Annotated in this window: 20 protein-coding genes and 1 pseudogene; 9 read left to right on the top strand and 12 right to left on the bottom strand. The window is 64.8% G+C overall.

Going from position 1 to position 20,752, the window contains the following annotated elements; genetic code table 11:
* Window positions 1-98: 98 nt before the first annotated feature.
* Both WAO18_RS04190 and pgm read right to left on the bottom strand, forming a co-directional pair.
* A complete protein-coding gene (locus WAO18_RS04190; RefSeq protein WP_422204132.1) occupies window positions 99-1,367 on the bottom strand; it encodes an MFS transporter in 1,269 nt (422 codons plus the stop codon).
* Window positions 1,364-2,995, bottom strand: coding sequence for a phosphoglucomutase (alpha-D-glucose-1,6-bisphosphate-dependent) (gene pgm / locus WAO18_RS04185; RefSeq protein ID WP_422204130.1), 1,632 nt, complete (start codon window positions 2,993-2,995; stop codon window positions 1,364-1,366). Before pgm ends, WAO18_RS04190 begins: the two co-directional genes overlap by 4 nt.
* 61 nt (window positions 2,996-3,056) lie before the next feature.
* Here pgm and crcB (WAO18_RS04180) point away from each other — a divergent pair, with 61 nt between their 5' ends.
* From crcB (WAO18_RS04180) to WAO18_RS04170, 3 genes are read left to right on the top strand one after another with little or no spacing between them, the layout of a single operon-like run.
* Window positions 3,057-3,464, top strand: coding sequence for a fluoride efflux transporter CrcB (crcB, locus tag WAO18_RS04180; protein ID WP_422204129.1), 408 nt, complete (start codon window positions 3,057-3,059; stop codon window positions 3,462-3,464).
* The gene (gene crcB / locus WAO18_RS04175) at window positions 3,464-3,820 is read left to right on the top strand and encodes a fluoride efflux transporter CrcB (protein ID WP_422204128.1); all 357 of its coding nucleotides are present in this window, start codon (window positions 3,464-3,466) and stop codon (window positions 3,818-3,820) included. Before crcB (WAO18_RS04180) ends, crcB (WAO18_RS04175) begins: the two co-directional genes overlap by 1 nt.
* A complete protein-coding gene (locus tag WAO18_RS04170; protein ID WP_422204127.1) occupies window positions 3,817-4,902 on the top strand; it encodes a DUF190 domain-containing protein in 1,086 nt (361 codons plus the stop codon). Before crcB (WAO18_RS04175) ends, WAO18_RS04170 begins: the two co-directional genes overlap by 4 nt.
* Window positions 4,903-4,911: 9 nt before the next feature.
* Here WAO18_RS04170 and WAO18_RS04165 read toward each other — a convergent pair whose 3' ends face one another.
* The 6 genes from WAO18_RS04165 to WAO18_RS04140 all read right to left on the bottom strand — a co-directional run bounded on the left by WAO18_RS04165 (window position 4,912) and on the right by WAO18_RS04140 (window position 10,257).
* Window positions 4,912-5,268, bottom strand: coding sequence for a DUF488 domain-containing protein (locus WAO18_RS04165; RefSeq protein WP_422204125.1), 357 nt, complete (start codon window positions 5,266-5,268; stop codon window positions 4,912-4,914).
* 261 nt (window positions 5,269-5,529) lie between these two features.
* Complete coding sequence (locus tag WAO18_RS04160; protein WP_422204123.1) at window positions 5,530-6,477, bottom strand: LLM class flavin-dependent oxidoreductase; 948 nt, start codon at window positions 6,475-6,477, stop codon at window positions 5,530-5,532.
* A 13-nt stretch (window positions 6,478-6,490) separates the two neighbouring features.
* Window positions 6,491-6,970, bottom strand: coding sequence for a VOC family protein (locus WAO18_RS04155; RefSeq protein ID WP_422204121.1), 480 nt, complete (start codon window positions 6,968-6,970; stop codon window positions 6,491-6,493).
* A 16-nt stretch (window positions 6,971-6,986) separates the two neighbouring features.
* A complete protein-coding gene (locus WAO18_RS04150) occupies window positions 6,987-7,736 on the bottom strand; it encodes an SDR family NAD(P)-dependent oxidoreductase (RefSeq protein WP_422204119.1) in 750 nt (249 codons plus the stop codon).
* Window positions 7,733-8,971 (bottom strand): MBL fold metallo-hydrolase, encoded by a 1,239-nt coding sequence (locus tag WAO18_RS04145; protein WP_422204117.1) that lies wholly within the window; start codon window positions 8,969-8,971, stop codon window positions 7,733-7,735. The genes WAO18_RS04150 and WAO18_RS04145 overlap by 4 nt, the downstream gene beginning before the upstream one ends.
* Window positions 8,972-8,985: 14 nt before the next feature.
* The gene (locus tag WAO18_RS04140; RefSeq protein WP_422204116.1) at window positions 8,986-10,257 is read right to left on the bottom strand and encodes a sulfotransferase family protein; all 1,272 of its coding nucleotides are present in this window, start codon (window positions 10,255-10,257) and stop codon (window positions 8,986-8,988) included.
* Window positions 10,258-10,456: 199 nt separating this feature from the next.
* Between WAO18_RS04140 and WAO18_RS04135 the strand changes: the two genes are divergently transcribed.
* Window positions 10,457-11,032, top strand: a complete 576-nt coding sequence (locus tag WAO18_RS04135) for a hemerythrin domain-containing protein (protein ID WP_422204115.1) — start codon at window positions 10,457-10,459, stop codon at window positions 11,030-11,032.
* Here the strand turns inward: WAO18_RS04135 and WAO18_RS04130 are convergent.
* On the bottom strand, window positions 11,029-12,663 hold the full coding sequence (locus WAO18_RS04130) for a glutamate--tRNA ligase (RefSeq protein ID WP_422204113.1): 1,635 nt from the start codon (window positions 12,661-12,663) through the stop codon (window positions 11,029-11,031). The genes WAO18_RS04135 and WAO18_RS04130 overlap by 4 nt on opposite strands.
* 95 nt (window positions 12,664-12,758) lie before the next feature.
* Here WAO18_RS04130 and WAO18_RS04125 point away from each other — a divergent pair, with 95 nt between their 5' ends.
* Window positions 12,759-14,222 carry a protein adenylyltransferase SelO gene (locus WAO18_RS04125; protein ID WP_422204111.1) on the top strand — a complete coding sequence of 488 codons (1,464 nt, stop codon included), beginning with the start codon at window positions 12,759-12,761 and terminating at the stop codon, window positions 14,220-14,222.
* On the opposite strand, the gene WAO18_RS04120 is transcribed toward WAO18_RS04125, so the two are convergent.
* Window positions 14,219-14,656 (bottom strand): DUF5994 family protein, encoded by a 438-nt coding sequence (locus tag WAO18_RS04120; protein WP_422204109.1) that lies wholly within the window; start codon window positions 14,654-14,656, stop codon window positions 14,219-14,221. The genes WAO18_RS04125 and WAO18_RS04120 overlap by 4 nt on opposite strands.
* 279 nt (window positions 14,657-14,935) lie before the next feature.
* Here WAO18_RS04120 and WAO18_RS04115 point away from each other — a divergent pair, with 279 nt between their 5' ends.
* Both WAO18_RS04115 and WAO18_RS04110 read left to right on the top strand, forming a co-directional pair.
* Window positions 14,936-15,166: a hypothetical protein gene (locus tag WAO18_RS04115; protein WP_422204108.1), complete on the top strand. Its 231-nt coding sequence runs from the start codon at window positions 14,936-14,938 to the stop codon at window positions 15,164-15,166.
* A gap of 262 nt (window positions 15,167-15,428) precedes the next feature.
* Window positions 15,429-15,538 (top strand): annotated as a pseudogene (locus WAO18_RS04110) (TetR family transcriptional regulator); the annotation flags it as partial.
* Between the two features lie 193 nt (window positions 15,539-15,731).
* On the opposite strand, the gene WAO18_RS04105 reads toward WAO18_RS04110, so the two are convergent.
* On the bottom strand, window positions 15,732-17,492 hold the full coding sequence (locus tag WAO18_RS04105; RefSeq protein ID WP_422204107.1) for an N-acyl-D-amino-acid deacylase family protein: 1,761 nt from the start codon (window positions 17,490-17,492) through the stop codon (window positions 15,732-15,734).
* A gap of 88 nt (window positions 17,493-17,580) precedes the next feature.
* On the opposite strand from WAO18_RS04105, the gene WAO18_RS04100 reads away from it, so the two are divergent.
* Window positions 17,581-18,921 (top strand): aromatic ring-hydroxylating oxygenase subunit alpha, encoded by a 1,341-nt coding sequence (locus tag WAO18_RS04100; protein ID WP_422204105.1) that lies wholly within the window; start codon window positions 17,581-17,583, stop codon window positions 18,919-18,921.
* On the top strand, window positions 18,905-19,510 hold the full coding sequence (locus WAO18_RS04095) for a TetR/AcrR family transcriptional regulator (RefSeq protein WP_422204104.1): 606 nt from the start codon (window positions 18,905-18,907) through the stop codon (window positions 19,508-19,510). The genes WAO18_RS04100 and WAO18_RS04095 overlap by 17 nt, the downstream gene beginning before the upstream one ends.
* Here WAO18_RS04095 and WAO18_RS04090 read toward each other — a convergent pair.
* Window positions 19,507-20,622, bottom strand: coding sequence for a peptidase M42 (locus tag WAO18_RS04090; RefSeq protein WP_422204102.1), 1,116 nt, complete (start codon window positions 20,620-20,622; stop codon window positions 19,507-19,509). The two genes, WAO18_RS04095 and WAO18_RS04090, sit on opposite strands and share 4 nt — an antisense overlap.
* Window positions 20,623-20,752 lie beyond the last annotated feature (130 nt).

The following is a 20,752-nucleotide window of genomic DNA, read 5'->3' as shown; positions in this document are numbered from 1 at the left end:
CCACACTGCCAGTGTGGTGCGCTACCAGCTGCGCCATAGCCCCAGATGTCGTGCCCATCGAAGCTACACCACGGCCTGCCAGCCTTCAAAGTCGCAGCTCAAGCCAGTTCTGACGCGGCCCCGGTCTCCCACTCATCGCACGGCGGCGTGTGACCCGATACCCGCGTCTCCGGTGCGAATATCCAGCCCACTCCGGCTGCCAGCAGCACGACACCGCTGATCGCGAAGCCCCATTCGTAGCTGAGGTGTTCAGCGATCTGAGCCACCGACAACGAGCCGACGATCGCGCCGAGGTCAACCATCATTTGAAACGTCGAGACCGCGGTGCCCGTGCGCGCCGTGCTGCCGAGAATGTCGGCGATCGCGGCCTGCCCCGGTGACGAGTAGATGCCCGAGGTCGCGCCGCCCGCGAACGCGGCAACGAGGAAAACGGGCACCGACGTCGACGCGCCCAACCAGGCGGTCGCCGCGGCGCAGGTGACCAGACCAATGATCAACAGGGTGCGCCGGCCGATCCGGTCGGACAGATGGCCACTGGGCAACACCACGACGAGGTTGCCAAGCGCGAACATCCCCAGCACCAAACCTGTCATCCGCGGCCCGCGGCCCAGCACGTCGGAGACGAAGAGCGGCACCACCGCCATTCGCAATCCGAACACCGCCCAGCCCGTCGCGAAGTTCGACGCCAGCGACGCGCGGTACGCGCGGTGCCGAAGCGCGGCACGCACTGTCACCGCCGGCTCGGCGTGCTCGGTGGGCGCGCCCAGTGTCGACCCACGCAAGCTATAAGCCACCACGATCGCCGTGATCAGCACCGCGACTCCGTAAAGCAGAAACGGCGCTTTGAGCCCTAGCCCTGCGGTGAGACTGCCCACAAGCGGGCCGCCGACCGAGCCGACCAGAAACGAGGTGACGAACAGACCGGCGACCCGCCCGCGGGCGTCGGGCGGGCTGATCCGGATCATCAGACCCAACGCGGAGATGAAGAACAGCGTCGACCCAATGCCACCGATCGCGCGGTATACCAGTAGCTGCCAATAGGTTTGGGCGAATGCGCATGCGGCGGTGGATACCGCCACGATCACCAGCCCGGCCACGTAGACCGATCGCTCCCCCAGCCGCTGCACCAGCAGCCCAGTGGGCGGGGCGGAGAACAGCCGCATCACCGAAAAAATCGTGATCGAAAACGTCACCGCGCCCAGGCTGACCCCGAACGTTCGGGCGAATGCCGGCAACACCGGCGACACCACGCCGTAGCCAAGCGCGGCCACCGCATTCGCCGCGATCAGCACCCAGGCTTCACGTGGCAGCCTCGTCGAATTGCGACGCCAGGCGATCAAGCGGGCGCGTTGCGAGACGAGGGTCACCCAATGACTTTATCCACAACCTCTTGAGCTTCTCGCTGGACCTCGGCTAAGTGCTCGGGCCCGCGGAATGATTCGGCATAGATCTTGTACACGTCTTCGGTGCCCGACGGCCGTGCGGCGAACCAGGCATTGGCCGTGGTGACCTTCAAACCCCCCAGCGGCGCACCGTTGCCGGGCGCGGCGGTCAGCTTTGCGGTGATCTGCTCTCCGGCCAGCTCGGTGGCGCTGATTTGGTCGGCCGACAGCTTCGCCAGCCGGGCCTTCTGCTCGCGGTCGGCGGGCGCGTCGAGCCGGGCATACGTTGGGGCGCCGTATTTTTCGGTCAGCTCTTGATAACGCTGCGACGGCGTCGCGCCCGTGACGGCGAGGATCTCGCTGGCCAGCAACGCCAGGATGATGCCGTCCTTGTCGGTGGTCCACACCGATCCGTCGCGGCGCAGGAACGACGCCCCCGCCGATTCCTCACCGCCGAAGCCGATGGTGCCGCCAATCAGACCGTCGACGAACCACTTGAACCCGACCGGCACCTCGACGAGCTTGCGCCCGATCCCGGCGACCGCCCGATCGATGATCGACGAGCTGACCGCGGTCTTACCGACGGCAACACCGTCCGGCCACGACGGCCGGTGCGTGTACAGGTAGTCGATGGCCACTGCCAGGTAGTGGTTCGGGTTCATCAGCCCAGCGTCCGGGGTGACGATGCCGTGCCGGTCTGAGTCGGCGTCGTTGCCGGTAGCGATCTGGTAGCGGTCGCGGTTGGCGATCAGCCCCGCCATCGCATTCGGTGAACTGCAGTCCATCCGGATCTTGCCGTCGTGGTCGAGCGTCATGAATCGCCACGTCGCGTCGACCAGGGGATTGACGACGGTCAGGTCGAGGTTGTGCCGCTCGGCGATCGCGGCCCAGTAGTCGACGCTGGCCCCACCAAGCGGATCGGCGCCGATCCTGATGCCCGCCTTGCGGATGATGTCGATGTCGACCACGTTCGGCAAGTCGTCGACGTAGGCGTCCATGTAGTCATGACGCTCGACACTCTGAAGCGCGCGGGCCAGCGGCACCCGCTTCACCGCCTCGCCGTTTCGCAGAATCTCGTTGGCGCGCTTGGCGATTGCGTTGGTGGCGTCGGTGTCGGCCGGCCCGCCATTGGGTGGGTTGTATTTGAAGCCGCCGTCGTAGGGTGGATTGTGCGACGGCGTCACCACGATCCCGTCGGCCAGTGCGTCCCCGCGGCCGCGGTTGTAGGTGAGGATCGCGTGGCTGACCGCCGGGGTCGGGGTGTAGCGGTCGGCCGAGTCGACGGCCGTCACGACGTGATTGGCGGCCAGCACCTCGAGCGCCGACACCCACGCCGGCTCCGAGAGACCGTGGGTGTCGCGGCCGATGAACAGCGGGCCGGTGGTGCCGTGCGTGGCGCGGTATTCGACGATGGCCTGGGTGATGGCCAGGATGTGGGCCTCGTTGAAGGCGCCGTTCAGCGCCGAGCCACGGTGACCCGACGTTCCGAACGCCACTTGCTGCGCCACATCCTCGGGGTCCGGTTCGACCGAGTAGTAGGACGTGACGAGATGCGGCAGATCGACGAGGTCTTCGGGTTGCGCCAACTGGCCGGCGCGCGGGTTGTCCACCATTCCGCCAATTGTGCCGAATAAGCTGCCTGAGCACGCCCTGCAATTGAAGGGATTTCGACGAGTGGCCAACTCAGCGTCGCCCCGCGACTACCGTGAGTTGGCCGCAGTGTTCGCCGGTGGCGCTCTTGGCACCGTGGCGCGCACCGGCTTGAGCTATCTGGCGCCCGCAGACCCGGCGCGCTGGCCCTGGCCGACGTTCGCGGTCAACATCGTCGGCGCCTTCCTGCTCGGTTATTTCACCACCCGGTTGTTGGAGCGCTTGCCGTTGTCCAGTTACCGTCGCCCCCTCCTTGGAACGGGCCTGTGCGGTGGTCTGACCACTTTCTCGACCATGCAGGTCGAGACACTGAAGATGATCGCCCACCAACATTACGGATTGGCAGCTGAATACACTTGCGCCAGCGTCGTTTTGGGCTTGGTTGCGGTGTATATGGCCACTGCGCTGGTTCGCCGGGTGCCGATGCGCTGATGCTCTGGATCGGGGTGGTGCTCGCCGGCGGTATCGGAGCGGTACTGCGCTTTCTGGTGGACCGCGCGGTCGCTCGTAGGGCCGCGCGGTCCTTCCCCTTCGGAACCCTCGCGGTCAACATCAGCGGTGCCGCCCTTCTCGGACTGTTGGGCAGCCTGGCTCTGAGCCGGTACACGGCGTTGCTGGCGGGCACCGCGTTCGTCGGCTCGTACACCACATTCTCGACCTGGATGCTGGAAACGCAGCGGCTCAGCGAGGAACGCCAGGTGCGCAATGCGGTCGCCAACATCGTCGTCAGCATCGTCCTGGGTCTCGGCGCGGCGCTCTTCGGGCAGTGGATCGCGAGCCGCCTGTGAATCAGCCCTCCCTCAAGCTCACCAGCTACTTCGGCGAACGCCAACGCGCCGTCACCGATGGCCGTCGTCCCGGCTTTTTGGCCGACGCGATGCTGGACCTGTTCGATACCCGGGAAATCGCGACGAGCGTCATGCTGCGCGGCATCGCGAGTTTCGGGCCCCGCCATGTGTTGCGCACCGACGAGTCGCTGAGCCTGTCCGAGGATCCGCCGGTGGCGATCGCCGCCGTCGACGTCGAGTCGAAGATCAGCGGCCTGGTCGACGACGTCGTCGCGATGACCGGCCACGGTCTGGTGACGCTGGAACGCGCCCGCTTGGTCGGCGGCGATGATCTGCTCGACGTGGGCTCCGACGACGCGGTCAAGCTGACCGTCTATGTCGGACGCCAGGAGCGCATCGGCGGGCTGCCTGCGTATCGTGCGGTGTGCGATCTGCTGCACCGGCAGGGATTCTCCGGTGGCGCAGTCTTTTTGGGTGTTGACGGCACCGCACACGGCGAGCGTTACCGCGCCGCATTCTTCAGCCGCAATGTCAACGTTCCGCTGATGATCATCTCGGTCGGGGCCGCGGCGCAGGTCGCCACGGTGGTCGCCGAGCTCAGCACCGCCGCGCCCAGCGCGTTGTTGACGGTCGAACGGGTGCGGTTGTGCAAACGGGCCGGCGCGTTGTTCGCGCGGCCACATCGGCTACCAGATACCGACGACCACGGCCGGCCGCTCTGGCAGAAGCTGATGGTGCACACCAGCGAAGCCACCGGTCACGGCGGCGTCCCGATTCACCGCGCGCTGGTGCACCGGCTACTGGAATCCGGAATGGTCCGCGGCGCAACCGTTCTGCGTGGTATCTGGGGATTTCACGGCGATCATAAACCGCACGGCGACAAGCTCTTTCAGCTGACCCGACGCATGCCGGTGGTCACGATCATTATCGACACGCCGGAATGGATCGCGCGTAGTTTCGACATCGTCCACGAGTTGACCGCAGAACATGGTTTGGTCACCAGTGAGATGGTCCCGGCGGTGGTGAGCATCGCGGGGCCGGACCGCGACGGCGGCACTCAGTTGGCGCGCCACGACTATTGACCAAGCGTCTCAGCCGCCCTCGAGCAGCGTTGCCAGCACCGCTGCGTGACTGTTTTGCACGTCGCGGGTCGCGGTCACCAGCGTGACGACCCCCTGCTTGGCCAACGTCCGCAGCTTGTCGAACGCTTCGCCGCCCTGGAGCTCTTGCTCATATCGCGCCGTGAACTCATCGAAAAGCTCAGGCTGGTGGTTGTACCAGGCGCGCAGTTTTTTCGACGGCGCAACGTCTTTCAGCCAGACGCCCACCCGCGGGTCGCCCTTCCGGAATCCTCGCGGCCACAACCGGTCGACCAGCACGCGCCCGCCATCGTCGGGACTCAGGTCGTCATAGACCCGGGCCACCCGGATTCGGCTGTTGGCGCCCATGCGGCCAGGGTAGCTGCGTACTGATCTTGCTCCCAGCAATCACACCTACACCAGCAAGTCGCCATGACACGATGTTGGAAATTGATGCACATGCGATATCGCGTGTGGCAGATTGCTCTACCGGCCAATACGCGCTCGCAGCAAGGCCATTTGCGCCCTGCTGCCAGCGCGGACTGATATCACATGCGGCTTCAAATCGAAGAAGGCGCTAATGCCTCAGGCAGCGACGCAAGAGGCCACTGAGCTCCTCGGGTAGCCGAGTCAAGTGAGCGCGGGCAGGACGTTGTCGACGAACAGCTGCACCGATTTCCACGCTTCGTCGACTGGCATGCCGCCGACGAGTGGATGCAGCACGATCGGCCCGTAATCGGGCGCATCGCGCACCTCGGCGAGAAGTTGGTCGGGCGTCAGGAAACGGTAGCGTCCCGACGACCGCACCTCATCGAGCGTCTGCACCCCGGGCAGGTGCATCAGCGAGCGTTGGTCACGCGACCATCCACCGTAAGTGACTGCCTCCCAAAGGATGTGCTCACCAAGCTCGGCCCACGCTCGGTCGGGATCCTCGTGTAGGTAAATCATTCCACGGTTGATCGGCCCCGGCATGATCACCAGCGCCGACATCTCAGCCTCGGCGCACAACTCGCGGTAGTAAGCCGCGACGTCGGGCAGGTGGTCGGCAAGGCTGAGCGGAAGGCGAAACCGCGCCGCCCGCCGTGCGGTTACCCGGGCACCGCCGCCGACGTACAGCGGCGGATGTGGTCGGGTCCACGAACCTATGTCTGCCCATACTGACAGCATTTGCTCGATCAGGCTGTCCATCAATTGCCCACGTTGGCCGAAATCGACTCCCAGCGAGTCATATTCGCTCGTGCGATAGCCCAGGCCCACCGTGGTGTGCAGTCGGCCGCGGCTCATGTTGTCGACCAAAGCGATGTCTTCGGCGAGCCGGACCGGGTTCCACAGCGGGCCCAGCGCGCAGTCCACGCTGGCGATCAGCGTCGACGTCCGTGCCAGAAACATCCCGGCGGCCAGAATCGGGTTGCAGCTCCATCCCTGCCCGGTGGCGTGGTGCTCGTCGACGCTCACCGTCATGATGCCCCGCGACTCGCCCCACTGCGCCAATTCGAGTGCCGCCCGGATCAGTTCGCCTTGGGTACGCGGTTCGCCCTGCGGCGATGCGAAGTTGAACCGCAGTACCGGCAGCACCATGTCAGGCCCCTTGTCAGGCGTCGGCCGGCGGCGCCGCCGACCGCAGGAACGCCGGAAAGTCGGGAAACAGCTTGCGGTCGACGATCTCGATACGGGTGCCGAACGCGTCGATGTAATAGGCGAACAGCGCCAAGTCCGGCGGCGACGTGTCGGCAGTCGCTTCGAAGGCAAAGCCGTTCGCCTCCAGAGCCCGGGCGGTTTCGGCCAGGTCGTCGACGAAGTAACCCAGGTGATGCACCGAATTGCCTGCCGCTGCGGTCCACGGGCTTTCCGGCACCTGCTGGATGAGTTCGACGTGCGGGCTCTGCAGCGAGTAAACGAATGTCGAGGTGAGTTCGCGGGTTCCGTTCACCGTGCGAAACGGCAACGTATACGTCAACGGGCTGATCCACTGGTAGCCGGCCAGCGCGCTGAGCCGGCCCATTGCGGCATCGAGGTCGGGCACGACAATGCCGGTGTGGTAGTAGTCCTCGGGCTTGAGTGCGAATGTCATTGTTTCCCTTAGCTCTTTAGATGCAATCGGATGCGCCGTCCACGACGAAGACTGCCCCGCTGGTGTAGCTGCATTGCTCGGTGCACAGAAATGCGACGGTAGGCGCGATCTCCGTCACCGATCCGAACCGCCGCAGCGGGATGTGCGCGAGTTCGGCCTTTACCAGTTCGGCCGCGCCATGCATCGGCGCGGTCATCGGCGTGTCGATAGCACCCGGCGCCACCGCGTTGACACGAATTCCCTTGCCCGCCCATTTGACTGCGAGGTTTCGGGTGATGTTGATGACGCCTGACTTGGCGGCGCTGTAGCCGGGTACCAACGCAACGGAGCGCAATGCCGACATCGACGCCAGATTGACCACGCTGGCGCCCCCGGCCGCGCTCGATGCCCGCAGCGCGCCATACAGCCCGACGGTGAGACGGTACGGCCCGGTCAGGTTGAGTGCTACCGAGGCCTCGAACCCGTCGGGCTTCGACTCGTCAAGGCCGCCCGGGAAATTCGCGCCCGCGTTGTTGACCAAGACGTCGAGCCGGCTGAAGGTGCCCACCAACGCGTCCACCGAGTCGTGATCGGTGATCTTCAGCTGGTGGTACGCCATGCCGGACAGGTCGGCCTCGTAGTCCGCCGCGGCCGGTTTGGTTCCGGTGATGGTGACCTGCGCTCCGGCGTCACGGAACAAAGACGCGGTCGCATGCCCGATTCCGCTGGTGCCCCCGGTGATCAGAGCCGCCGTCCCGGTGAAGTCGAAGCTGACGCGCGCTGTCATGTGTTTCTCGCTATCTGCTCGGTGAGCCACGCTCGCTCCCAGAAGTTCGTGCTGTCCCCCAATAGGATCTCGTGGGCCTGCCTCAGCACGTCACGCGCTCCCGGATGATCGGCGGCCACCAGCTCGGCCAGGTGGATGGCGTGCAACGGTCGGCCGTCAGCCAGGTGTTCGCGCGCCCGCTGCACGAGCGCGTCGGCGCCGGCCAGCTCGACCACGTCGGCGGCCACCTCGTCGAAAGCTACCGGGTAGAGCTCAGTCGTGGAGCGATGGTGGAACCACCCCGAGTAGTTCTCCCAGATTGCCCGCACATCCCAGGCGACCTTTCCATAGCCTTGCCCCACTTCATATTCCGCAGGCAGGGTGATGTCACGCATCAGGGTCCGAACATCCTTCCCGCTGTTCATGCCTGCCACGGTCTGGTCGTGAACGTACTGGATGGCGTCGCGTAGCCGATTCAGCTCGGCGCCGACGCGTTCGGCACCGGCGATCGGCGCGAAGTGACCGGTCACCAGCAGTTCGGGTTGCAGTTCACGGACCCGCTCGACCGATGCGATCGCGGTCAGCGCGTCCCGATAGCGGTCGCCGCGCATCGTGACAAGGTTCGGAATGTGCCCGAAGATGGGTCCGAAAGTGTTTCCGCACAAACAAATCCGCTCATCGGGCAGCCACACCAGCAGCGAATCGTTGGTTTCCCCGCCCGGCACCGCGATCAGCTCCATCCGACGGCCGCCCACCTCCAACGTGAGAGTGTCCTCGAAATCGAGGTCGACGGTTGGAACACTCTGTCCCGGTAGGCGCTTGGTGCCGAGTCGGCGCTGGATGGCCTGGATGCCGGTCGCCAGGGTGTCTTTGAAGGCAAACGCGCTGCGGTTGGCCCGGTACGGGATGAGCCGCTCGTTGTCGTCGCGCCACAGGGTCCAGTTCGCTTGTGCGACAACCGTTGTATCGGCGTCCCGAACGCTGTCCAGTCCGCCGACGTGATCGACGTGGCCTTGCGTGAAGATGATGTAGCGCACCGGTGAGGAGTCGACCGCGTCGAAGTTCGCGCGGTGCACCGGCCCTTCGAAACCCATGCCGGTATTGACGATCACCCGTCCCGCGTCGGTGGTCAGCAAGTAGGAATTCGACAGACCCGGCGAGCACCAGAGCCCCGCAGCGATCTGCTCGGCCTTATCGGCGCAAGCCGGGGCCAAGGCATCCGCGCCCGGTCGGCTGCGGTAGATCGGCTCGGACATCGCTGTTGACTCCTTCACTCGGGCCGAACGTCGAACCTGTCGAAATAAAAGTCGAACCGCTGCCGCAACTCGTCAGGTGCTATCCCGAAATGTCGTTGCAGATCGTAACGGATGCTGCCGTGTTTGCCGCGTGGATTGCCGTCCAGGTACTGCTGAAAACGGTGGCGTACCTTCGGGGTCAATTCGACTCCGCCACAACGATAAAGCTGTTCGAGCAACGACATTTCGTTGCCGTTGAGGTGGCTGAAGTCGATGTCGATGCTGCGTTCGGCCGGCACCAGCTCGCGGTCGCGCACGCAGGCACTGAGTAGCCGGTGAACACGGTCGCTCCAATAGTCCAGCAGCCAGCCGGGGTCGATACTCGTGCGGCGCAGTCGATCGGAGTAGGCCATCATCGTGATTGCCGACTGGATTACCGCGACCGGATCACGGTGCGTGAAAGCGACTGTCGCATCGGGGAAGGTCGTGATCAGCGGCCCAAGTTGCTCGCAGTGCTGCGGGCTCTTGAGGATCCAGCTGCGCGGGCCACGCAGGAACGTCAGCGCCTGCAAGACCTTCTTCATGTACGCGTAGTGCCGGTGCTGATCGAGGCTCAAGTAGTAATCGCGCCAATCCGGTACGCGCGCATGCCATTCCAGGACATAGCCAGCCAGGTCCAGGTCGAGCAGCTCGACTTCTTCCTCGATCGCTTCGGGGAACCTGTCGTGCATGGCGGCCACCACCGGGGCGCTGGCCATCAGCGCCTCGTGCTCGGACTTCGCCCGGGCGTAGCGCGGATCGACCCCGAAGATGTCGGGGCCGTCGCCCAGCGCCGGAATCGGATCCTGGCTTTCCCAATACGGCAATGCCCGCCGGCGTGGATCGGCGGCGATCAGGTTGACCAGATGCGTGGTACCCGACCGCGGCATCCCGACGACGATGAACGGCTTCTCGATCGGGATCGAGTCGATCTCGGGATAGCGCTTGATGAGCTCGGTCAACGACAGCCGGTTGCGCAGCAGGCGAACGACGCGTTGCCGCAACGACGAGCGGGTGAGCTGGGTCAAACCTGTGTCGGCTTCGATCGCGGCGACGTGCGCGGCCAGCCGGTCGCTGAAGCCGTCGCGATTGTCGAGGTCGTCGCCGACACCGGCCTGCTCGATCGCTTCAGACAGCATCTTGTCGATGTCGAAGTCGACGGGCCTGGCTTCGGTGAACTCGAGAATCTGACGCTGGATGTCAGTCAGCCGGGGCGACGTCAGGTCGCCGAAGTCGATGTCAGCGACGTCGCGGTCCGCAGAGGCCATTGCGCCGCTCCTTCTCATCGCTTCGCTCTGCATCGTCGCCGGCGCGAACCACAGCCCGCCTCCTCGACATAGTGCCGAATGCAGACTAGCGCCCACTGCGACCGCGTTTAGTCGCATCCTTCCGGCGGGTACGCCACACCGAAACGGGCCAGCCGACTGCCCGCACTCGTCGACTTTTCAAACACCGGAGGTAAGTGGCATGTCCGAGATGATCATCCAATCGCCCGACGATGTGGTCGCATTCCTGAAAGCACAGCACAACCTCATCGAGGACATGTTCGACCAGGTGCTGCACGCAACGGACCCCAAGGCCCGCGAGAAACCGTTTGTGCACCTACGCCAATTGCTGGCCGTGCACGAGACTGCCGAGGAGATGGTGGTGCATCCTCGGGTGCGCCGCGAGGTCGATGCCATCGACTCGATCGTCGATGCTCGCCTCGAAGAGGAGCATGAGGCAAAGGAGCTGTTGTCGGCGATCGAGAAGATCGATATCACCTCACAGGAGTTCATCGACGAGCTCACGAAGCTGCGGGATGCGGTGTTAGACCACGCCCAACATGAGGAGACCTACGAATTCCCGAAGCTGCAAAGGGAACTCGACGCCGACGAGCTCAAGCGACTGACGGCGGCGGTACGGGCGGCCGAAGCCATCGCGCCAACCCGTCCGCATGCCGGGGTGGAATCGCCGATGTTGAATTTTGCCGTCGGACCGTTTGCGTCGATGGTCGACCGCTTTCGTGACCTGATCGAGCACGGCCGCAGCTCACCGAGCTAGGCGGTCAGGCTGCTGACCCGCCGAATGACCTCGTCACGGCCCAACGTGCGCGCGATCTGAAACAGGTCTGGACTCTTGGTCGACCCGGTCAAGCCGATTCTGATCAGCTGCGAGGCCTCCCGGATCGAGCCGGGGTAAGCATCGGGGTTCTTTTTGTAGTCCTTGGCGTTGGCGGCAAAGCCGAACTTGTCGGCCAGGTCCCGTATCTGCTGGAACCACTGCACCGGGTCGTCGAGATCCCGGTAGGCCGCGACGAATTCTCCCGCGAAGGAGCGGACCAGTTCGGCAGGCAGCCCCAATTGCTCGTCGTCGGCACCCACCGATGCGAACAGATCGGCGAAGAAGAAGCCGTAGGCGGTGCGAAAGTCCGACCATTTGCGCAGGTCTTTGCGAGGGTTGGCGACGCCGTCACGTTCGACCGCCAACGCCGCCAGCGTCTGGTCCGGGTGAGCTTCGATCACCTGATGCAGCTCGGGATCGAACTCGGCGGCCCACGTTGTCACGGCCGCGTAAATCTCAGGCCCGCTCAGCGTCGCGATGTGGTCGGCGCTGATGTCTTCCAGTTTCACCAGATCGACCAGCGGGCCGGCGCCCCCGCACTCGGCCAGCGAGATCGGCGCGGCGAGCGCATCGGGCAGCGGGATTTCGGCCAGGCGTCCGTTGGCCAGACCACGTAGGTAGTAGAGCACCGCGTCGGCGGGATAACCCGAACTGATGTAGAAGTCGACGTCGGCTTCGGGGTCTTTGCGTTTGGACAGTTTTCGTTTGCCGCCCGGGATCTGCTTCATCAACAGCGCGATGTGCGCGTAGGAAGGCGGCTGGAATCCCAGCGCCTCGAACAGCTGCAGATGCAGTGATGTCGACGACAGCCATTCCTCGCCCCTGATGACCAGGTTGCACCGCATCAGGTGATCGTCGACGGCGTGGGCGAAATGATAGGTCGGCAGCTGCACAGCCGCCGACGATTTGAGGATGACCACGTCGTTGTAGTTGTCCTCCATCGACAGTTCACCGCGGATCGCGTCGGTGAAGGAGGCTCGCGCGCCGGTACGGCCGGGTGACCGGAAACGCACCACGTACGGCGTCCCCTTCAGCAACTCGTCGCGGACGGCCGTGACATCGGCGTCGCGCCAGATCGCCCACTCGCCGTAGTAACCGGTCGGCCGTTTGAGTTGTTGTTGGCGCGTGCGTATTTCGGTGAGCTGCTCGGAGGTGGCAAAGCAGAGGTATGCCTTGCCGGAGCGCAACATCTCGCGCGCAAAGCTCAGATAGATATTCGCCCGCTCCGACTGGCGGTACGGCCCGTAATCACCGCCGCCAACCCCCTCGTCGGGAATGATCCGAAAATAGGCGAAGGCACGATCGAACTGTTCATACGCGCCTGCGACTTCCCGCGACTGGTCGGTGTCCTCGATCCGCACGAAATAGCGGCCATCGGTCTGCTGCGCGACCGACTGGTCGATCATCGCGGTGTAGATGCCGCCGAGATGAATGAAGCCGGTCGGCGAAGGGGCCAATCGGGTCACCCGGGCATCGGCGGGCAGGTCACGGGGTGGATAGCGCTGTTCCCACTCACCCGGTGCGGGCAGATCAGCGGGAAACAGGTTGTCTACCTCGTGCGGCTCCAGCATTCCGGTGAGGGCTCCTATCTCCGAGGGTTTGCCTGGTCGATGTTAGTCACGCTGGTCACGTCGACCTACAGCTCACCGCCCGTAGGCTGGGTGAGGTGAGCGTCGCCCCGGATACCACCATCGGTCTGCAAGACCGCTTCGCGCGCGACCTGCCCGAGATGGCCGTCAGTTGGCAGGCCCAGAGCTTTCCCGAGCCGCGGCCGCTGGCCTTCAACGCGCCCCTGGCATCCGAGCTGGGACTCGACGCGACCTGGCTGCAAAGCCCGGACGGACTGCGCTTCCTGGTAGGCAACCTGGTTCCCAGTGGTGCCGCGCCCGTCGCGCAGGCGTACGCGGGACATCAGTTCGGCGGGTATGTCCCGCGGTTGGGTGATGGTCGCGCGCTGCTCCTTGGCGAGCTCGCCGACCGCGACGGGTGCCTGCGCGACATCCACCTCAAAGGGTCGGGGCCCACGCCGTTTGCCCGGGGCGGCGACGGCCTCGCGGCGGTGGGACCGATGCTGCGCGAGTATGTGATCAGCGAAGCGATGCACGCCCTGGGTGTCCCGACGACGCGAGCCCTGGCCGTCGTGGCCACCGGACGTCCGGTGCAACGCGAGACGCTGCTGCCCGGTGCCGTACTGACCCGCGTTGCCGCCAGCCACCTGCGGGTGGGCAGTTTCCAATATGCTTCGGCCACAGCAGATCTCGACCTGCTTCGGCGACTGGCCGACCACGCGATTGCGCGCCATTACCCCGGCGCCGCGATGACCGACCACCCGTACCTGGCGCTGTTCGAATCGGTCGCCGCCGTCCAGGGGTCACTGGTGGCCAAGTGGATGTTGATCGGCTTCGTTCACGGCGTGATGAACACCGACAACATGACGATCTCCGGCGAGACCATCGACTACGGACCCTGCGCCTTCATGGAGGGCTACGACCCCGACACCGTGTTCAGTTCGATCGACCACTGGGGCCGCTACGCCTACGACAACCAGCCCGCGATCGCCGCGTGGAACCTGGCGCGGTTCGCCGAGGCGCTTCTGCCACTTCTCGCCGACACCGTCGACGAGGGCGTCACGCTCGCGGAGAAGGCGTTCGGGGTGTTCCGCTCCCAGTACGACGCGACATGGAGCGACGGGATGCGGGCCAAGCTCGGCTTGTCCGCAGACGTCGATCCCGCGGACCTCGCATCGTTGGTCGAGAATTTGCTCGCACTGCTCAAGGAGAGCCGCGTCGACTACACCTCGTTCTTCCGCGGGCTCAGCCGCGCGGCGCGTGGCGATAGCGAAGCGACCCGCGGACGGTTCATCAACCTGGCCGGCATCGACGGGTGGCTCCCCCGGTGGCAAGCGCTCGATCCGGACGCCGAAGCGATGGACCGAAGCAACCCGATCTACATCCCGCGGAACCATCTCGTCGAGGATGCACTCTCGGCAGCGACAGCCGGCGACCTCGATCCACTTCAGCAACTGCTCGCCGCGGTGAGCGCCCCTTACGACGAGCGACCTGATTTCGAGCGCTATGCGGCGCCCGCGCCGGAAGAATTCGGCGACTACCGGACGTTCTGCGGCACCTAAGCGTCGAGGCTGGTGGCGCGCTGCCTGACGGCGGCCTGAAGGATCGAGCCGGCGGTCGAAAATGCGGGTTTGTCGCGGTCGGCCAGGGTGACGGGCATGCTCGCGGCCCGGCGCAGCACCATCAGGGCAAGGCCGCTGAACGTCGTGTACGGGATGACCAACAGGTTGACACGCGCCCCTTCGCCGTTAACCGTCATCACGTGCTGTGGCTTGCGTTCCCATCCAGGCCAGTTGAAGTCTGGTGGTCGTTGCAATGGTGGCCAATTGACGTTGATGGAGCTGATCTCGCCCAGCAACGGGGTCAGCGCGGCGATGAGGTCGGGTAACTCATTGGTCATGCGATCCACGCGTGGCCACCAGGCCCCGTCGATGTCCCCGCCCAACTCGTGCGCAACCGAGAGCCGGACCGGGTTGGCCGAACGCCGATAGGTCATCCGATGACGAATCGGTTTGCGGCAAAAGCGAATCTATTCAAGGGAATTCCTTCGCGGCTGGGGTCGCTTACCCGCCATCGCAGGCAAGCGGAGGAATCCCATTGCCGGTGAGTGCCATCCGCGTGCATAGGACTCGACCACCGCTGACAACGAAACGGCTCTTACATGACGTTACGCCACCAAACGGTTGCTTGGTAACCCGGAGACTCACTGGAGTCGTACCAAGCGTCGCCCGTGCACCGATCACGGGTACACTGGTATCGAACCGTAAAGGAAATAGTGGCCGTACAGAATTGGTGTGACGCACCCGAGATTCACCCGTCGCAGATCCGCGTCGGCGACATCATCGGGTCGCTGCGCGAAAGTAGCCTGCGCTATACCGTCAAGCTGATCAGTGTCCCCCAGACGACTCCGCGGCGATGGACGTTCTTCGGCCGCGACGACAGGGGCTCGGAACACGCAAACGGGTTCGGAGAAAACGACTTAGTCCGCCGGTACATCAAGCCATGACCAGCTCGGGTGATCGTTAAACCTTCCTGCCCGCAGACCGCACGAACGCTCTGCCTTGGTGTACGGCCTGCATTGGCTTGGGATTGACCGACAGCTTGTTGAACCTACGAGTTCCCTTGTCCAGCAACGTCGCTGGCGTGATTCTCTTCAGCAGTGACAACCGTCGCGCCAGCGGTCCAGCCGGGTAGCGTAACTTCGGCGTGCGACTGGTCGCCGCCTTCGGCACGACCTGAGCCACCACCGCGGGGTCATCTCCGGCACGGACCGACTCGGCGTGCTCTATGAAGGCGCAGCTGCATTGGCAACCTCGCTCGACGACCGTCGCCGTGGGCGCCGGCCCGCGCGGCGGCCGAGACGCTGATCGACCAAGCCGCACCCGCTGACAGCCGTCACGGTCACATCTGCCCCACGAATCTCTGGGCGGAGCCGATACACAATTTGCCCGCCTTTGAGCGACAACTCGACGCGGGCAACGGATTGTCGCTCGAAGGCGGGCAAACCGAACACCGAAGCCCGCCGAGATTCCGGTGGCTGATGTGACAGCTGCCAGCAAAGGCAGCAACGCTCAGCGGGCGCCGCGCACCAGCCGGCCGGGCCGCGCGCCGGTGTCGACGTTGTCGCGGCGGGTCACGACGCCGTTGACGATCGTGGCGCTGTAGCCCGAAGCGCCCTGCACGATTCGGTTCCCGCCGGCCGGCAAGTCGTAGGCCATCCGGGGAGCATGCAGGGTGATCGCGTTCATGTCGATCACGTTGACGTCGGCCCGCTTTCCGATCTCGATGACGCCGCGATCAGAGAGCCCGAACAGTTGAGCGGTGTCGTGCGACTGCTTGCGGACGACGTACTCCAACGGCAGCTTCTCGCCGCGATGACGATCACGAGCCCAGTGGGTGAGTAGGAAGGTCGGATACGACGCGTCGCAGATCATGCTGCAGTGCGCGCCGCCGTCGGACAGCCCGACCACGCCGGCGGGATGCGTGAGCATTTCCCGGATAGCGTCATGGTTTCCGTGCGAGTAGTTGTAGAACGGCAGCATCAGCATCGACGTTGCGTCCGACTCGAGCATCAGGTCGTAGAGCGTGGCCAAGGGATCGTCGCCGCGCTCCGCAGCGATTTTCTCCACCGTGCGCTCGTCGGTCGGCTCGTAGTCAGGCGGATCGCCCATCGCGTATAGCCGGCCAAGCGAGTATTGGACGAGGGCGAACATGTTGTCGAACAACAGATTCGGGTCTGGTGGCAGATCGTCTTCGGACAGGATCGCGGCCTTGACCGCGGGATCGGCCAGACGCTGCGCCAACTCTTCGCGGCTGCATTCGGCTTTCAGCCGACGGAAGGTCGGACGATGGGTGAACGCATGATGCCCGGGGAAGCCGAACAGCATGCCGAACGGCCGCGCCGCGATCTGGGGATACAACCGACTGCCTGCTGCGTGAGCGGCCGCCGAGATGTCCAGCTGTTCGCGCCACAGCTCCGGCGCGGCGTCCACCTGAATCATGCCGAACGAGATCGGTCGGTCGATCTCAGCGCCCAACCGTTGCATCCAATCCAGTTCCTTCTTGGGCGCGATGATGTCCTCACCCGCAACGCCCTGCGGGGCCAGCTCGAAGACGGCCTGGCCGCCGGCCGCCATGGCCCGGCCGAGCCCGAACAGCTCATCCTCCGCGGCATAGGTTCCGGGGACCGGCTCGCCATCGATGGCACGGTGACCGATGGTGCGCGACGTCGAGAAGCCCAGCGCGCCGGCCTCGACCGCCTCCTGCACGAGGCGTGCCATCGCCGCGATGTCGTCAGGTGACGCGGGCTCGTTACGTGCACCGCGCTCGCCCATCGCATAGGCACGGATCGCGCCGTGGGCGACCTGACTGCCCACGTCGATGGCGAAGTTCTTTCGTCCGATCGCATCGAGGTATTCGGGATAGCTCTCCCATCCCCAGGAGATGCCCTCGGTCAGTGCGCTGCCGGGGATGTCCTCGACACCCTCCATCAGGCCGATCAGCCACTCCTCTGAGCCCGGTCGCACCGGCGCGAACCCGACCCCGCAGTTGCCGGTGACGACGGTCGTCACGCCGTGACTGCTGGACGGCTCCAACATGTCGTCCCAGCTGACCTGGCCGTCATAGTGGGTGTGGATGTCGACAAATCCGGGCGCGACGATCTTGCCGGTCGCGTCGATGGTTTCGGCGGCCTCACCTTCCAGCGGCGGGCTGCCGGGACCGCGGCGACGAACCTCGACGATTTTGCCGTCTTTGACCGCGACGTCGGCATCGAATCGGTCCCCGCCGGTTCCGTCGACGACCGTGCCACCGGTGATTTTGAGGTCGAACACGATTACTCCCTTGTCGGCGCTGCCAGCAGGCTACAGTGACCACTGCAAGGGACTGTAACACCGTTACAGAGGCTCCGGGAGTACTTCGATGACGACCCACGCAGCACCTGATCTGCGGCGCGAAGATGCGATTGGCCCGCCGCCGCAACGGCCGACCAGGGTGCCCGCGCAGCGCTACTACTCCGCGGCGTTCGCACAGCTCGAAGTCGAGCGGATGTGGCCTAAGGTATGGCAGCTGGCTTGCACGGTCGACCACGTCGCCGAGCCCGGCGATTACTTCGAATACCGTTGCGGGCCCTTCTCGGTACTGATCGTCCGCGGTGACGACGGCACGCTGCGCGCCTTTCAGAACGTGTGCCGTCACCGCGGCAACTCGCTGTGCGCCGGAGCCGGTTCGGATCTGCGCGAACTGCGCTGCGGATATCACGGCTGGACGTGGGACCTTGCCGGTGTGCTTAAGCGCGTCCCCAACCGCAAGGGTTTCGGGGTGCTGCCGATGGCTGAGCTTCCGTTGTTCCCGGTCCGAGTCGACTCTTGGGAGCGGCTGGTCTTCGTCAATCTCGACCTCGGCGCGCCGCCGCTTGCCGACTACCTCGAGGCGGTGCCCAACGACATCGCCTGGTTGGGGCTGGGAGACTTCCGTTGCTACGCAACCATGACCGTCGAGGTCGAGGCGAATTGGAAGACGATCGCGGACGGATTCAGCGAGACGTACCACATTCAGACGTTGCATCCGGAGTTGCACAGGTGCATGGACGATGTCTATGCACCGCAGGTGATTTGGGGACATACCGGCAAGTCCGAACAGATCTACGGCGTACCGAGTCCGCACCTCAAACACCCGCTGAGCGATTCAGACGTGTGGGATGCCTATGTCTGCACACAGGGCGCGCTGATGGGTGTCGTCGACGGCACGCCGTTCCCCGACGACCAACGTCAGCCGGGTCAGTCGGTCGCAGAGGTAATCGCCGAGCGTACAAGAGCTTTCGCGGCCGGGCGCGGTGTCGATTTGAGCTGGGCGAGCACCGACCAGGTGATGCGACTACACCAGTACAACATCTTCCCCAACATGACATTGCTGGCCAATGCCGATCACCTGACCGTGATGACCTCCCATCCCGGACCCGATCCCGACCACGGCGAACTCGTGATGATGTTGTGGACACGTATGCCGCCCGGTGCGGAGCGATGCAAGCCCGCCGACATTCGGATGACTGCAGACGAGGCCGAACCGGGACTTGTTCTCACCCAGGATATTTCGGTACTGGCCGGTCTTCAGCGTGGTATGCACCAACCTGGCTTCACGCACCTGACGTTGTCCAACGAAGAACGACGCGTGATCAATCTGCACCGCAATCTCGAGCGTTATCTCGACCTACCGGAATCAGACCTCATGACGGGAGGTGAGGCCGGTGACAGCGCCTGTTAGCGCGGAAACGATTCTGGACACCGCCGCCGGCCTGATCGAACGCCAGGGCGTGGACGCCTTCACCATGCGGGCTCTCGCCGAGGAACTGGGGGTGGCGGTCACCTCGATCTACTGGCATATCGGCGGCCGCGACAAGCTCTTCGACAGCTTGATTGACCGTTTGCTCAGTGAGATGGCACACCTGCCCGTCGACGGCGGCACCCCAGTGGAACGTATTGCGTCTCTTGCCCGCTCGCAGCGCCGCGTCCTGATCGACCGGCAACATCTGCTGGCCATCGCGCACGAACGTGATCGAACGCCGACGCTGTTTCTGCCGATTCAGCAGAGGCTGGCCGCGTTGCTCGCGGAGTTAGGCGTCACCGGGGCCGAGGCCGCACTGGTGCTGCGCGCGGTACAAGTTCACGTCATATCCTCCGCGGTGATGCAGTTCTCCGCGGTCCGCGGGGCCAAACACGAAGAAGAGGATCCGTCGCTGTGGGACGACGATTGGCCCGATCAAGCGCTGGTGCAGGCGCTGCAGTCGCCCACTGACTACGACGCCGTATTCGAGTTCGGGCTCGGCGCGCTGCTGGCGACGCTGAAAAGCTAAGCGTCCAACAGGAAATCCGCCACGATCCCGGCCATGTCATCGATCGCCGCGCGCGGAATCACTTCGAAACCGTGGGTGCTCAGCGTGGGCAGGCACAGCAGCCCCGCGCGCGGCGTCAGCCCACTCGCCTTGGAATGCGAAGCGTCGGACATGAATGCGCCCAGTGTGGCCGGCTGAGGCGACAGCCCACGAGCGGTCGCAATCCCCATCAGCCGGTCGGCCACATCTTTGTCGTAAACGCACAACGCGTCGCTGTAACCGATAATCGGACCGCCGGTCACCGTGGTCGCATACTCCCGCTCGGTCGGACCGACTTCCAGGGCGATGGTGAGCGTGCCGGGCAGGGTGGCGCTGGCGTAGGAGCCACCCACTCCGCCGATTTCCTCGTTGGTGGTGAAGACGAGATACACGTCTTGGGAGGGACGCTGCCCACGCTCGTGCACATCGTGTGCGGCGCGCAGCAGGGCGGTCACCGCGGCGCGGTCGTCCAGAAAGTAGGCGCCGACGTAACCGCCGAACTCGACGAGGTCTCTCTTGCTGCGATCCACACATACCCGCGTCCCGGCGTGCACCCCGGCGTCCACGAGATCTTCGTGTCCGAGACCAGTGAAGACGTAGACGTGCTGCCAATCCAGCGCGCGGTCGCCTTGGTCGGGCTTGGTCTCCCAGATCCGCGGGCTCTCCTGGGTGGTGTGCTCGGAGCCCAGCGTGAGCACCGCGGTGAGTGTCTGGTTATCGCCGAGCACGGCGACTGGGCCGAGCCCGAAATTGCCCGGATACATCACGCCAAGCTGCGTCATATGCAGCGTGCCGTCGGATTCGACTCTCTTGACCAGCATGGACAGTTCGTCCATGTGTGCCATGACGCGCACCCCCGAACCACCGGCGATGGTGGCCGTGCGATGTCGATGATCACGCGACTGCACAGCGCCGGTCTCGGCGCCGATGTAGCCGATCAGGTTGCCGGCGTCGTCGGTCCACATGTCGTCGACCAGGGGTTCCAGCTCGCGGGCACATACCGCGCGCACCGCGTCCTCCTGGCCGCACGGCCCGTACGTCCACAGCAGCTCCTGCAAGAGGCTTTCGGTCGAATCAAGGTCGCGTTGCCCCATCAGTCCCCTCCCGTCTTTGCCAACCGTAGCGATCTGCTCAAGCGTTGGGAGCGGGTGGTTTGCGGGCCCATCAGAAGTGGTAGCCGCAGACTTGACGTTGCGCGATGCTGAATGCACCGGCTCGACACGG

Origin of the sequence: Mycobacterium sp. (assembly GCF_049278535.1) — a bacterium.
In the GTDB taxonomy this organism is placed as follows: domain Bacteria; phylum Actinomycetota; class Actinomycetes; order Mycobacteriales; family Mycobacteriaceae; genus Mycobacterium.
The sequence above is the reverse complement of the archived record's forward strand: the minus strand, read 5'-3'. Positions and strand labels throughout refer to the sequence as shown.

Excerpts from the sequence above, each read along its gene's own strand:
- pgm (WP_422204130.1), bottom strand. The coding sequence starts at position 2,995 with ATGGTGGACAACCCGCGCGCCGGCCAGTTGGCGCAACCCGAAGACCTC.
- crcB (WP_422204128.1), top strand. The coding sequence starts at position 3,464 with ATGCTCTGGATCGGGGTGGTGCTCGCCGGCGGTATCGGAGCGGTACTG.
- WAO18_RS04165 (WP_422204125.1), bottom strand. The coding sequence starts at position 5,268 with ATGGGCGCCAACAGCCGAATCCGGGTGGCCCGGGTCTATGACGACCTG.
- WAO18_RS04160 (WP_422204123.1), bottom strand. The coding sequence starts at position 6,477 with ATGGTGCTGCCGGTACTGCGGTTCAACTTCGCATCGCCGCAGGGCGAA.
- WAO18_RS04155 (WP_422204121.1), bottom strand. The coding sequence starts at position 6,970 with ATGACATTCGCACTCAAGCCCGAGGACTACTACCACACCGGCATTGTC.
- WAO18_RS04150 (WP_422204119.1), bottom strand. The coding sequence starts at position 7,736 with ATGACAGCGCGCGTCAGCTTCGACTTCACCGGGACGGCGGCTCTGATC.
- WAO18_RS04145 (WP_422204117.1), bottom strand. The coding sequence starts at position 8,971 with ATGTCCGAGCCGATCTACCGCAGCCGACCGGGCGCGGATGCCTTGGCC.
- WAO18_RS04140 (WP_422204116.1), bottom strand. The coding sequence starts at position 10,257 with ATGGCCTCTGCGGACCGCGACGTCGCTGACATCGACTTCGGCGACCTG.
- WAO18_RS04135 (WP_422204115.1), top strand. The coding sequence starts at position 10,457 with ATGTCCGAGATGATCATCCAATCGCCCGACGATGTGGTCGCATTCCTG.
- WAO18_RS04130 (WP_422204113.1), bottom strand. The coding sequence starts at position 12,663 with ATGCTGGAGCCGCACGAGGTAGACAACCTGTTTCCCGCTGATCTGCCC.
- WAO18_RS04120 (WP_422204109.1), bottom strand. The coding sequence starts at position 14,656 with ATGACCTATCGGCGTTCGGCCAACCCGGTCCGGCTCTCGGTTGCGCAC.
- WAO18_RS04100 (WP_422204105.1), top strand. The coding sequence starts at position 17,581 with ATGACGACCCACGCAGCACCTGATCTGCGGCGCGAAGATGCGATTGGC.
- WAO18_RS04090 (WP_422204102.1), bottom strand. The coding sequence starts at position 20,622 with ATGGGGCAACGCGACCTTGATTCGACCGAAAGCCTCTTGCAGGAGCTG.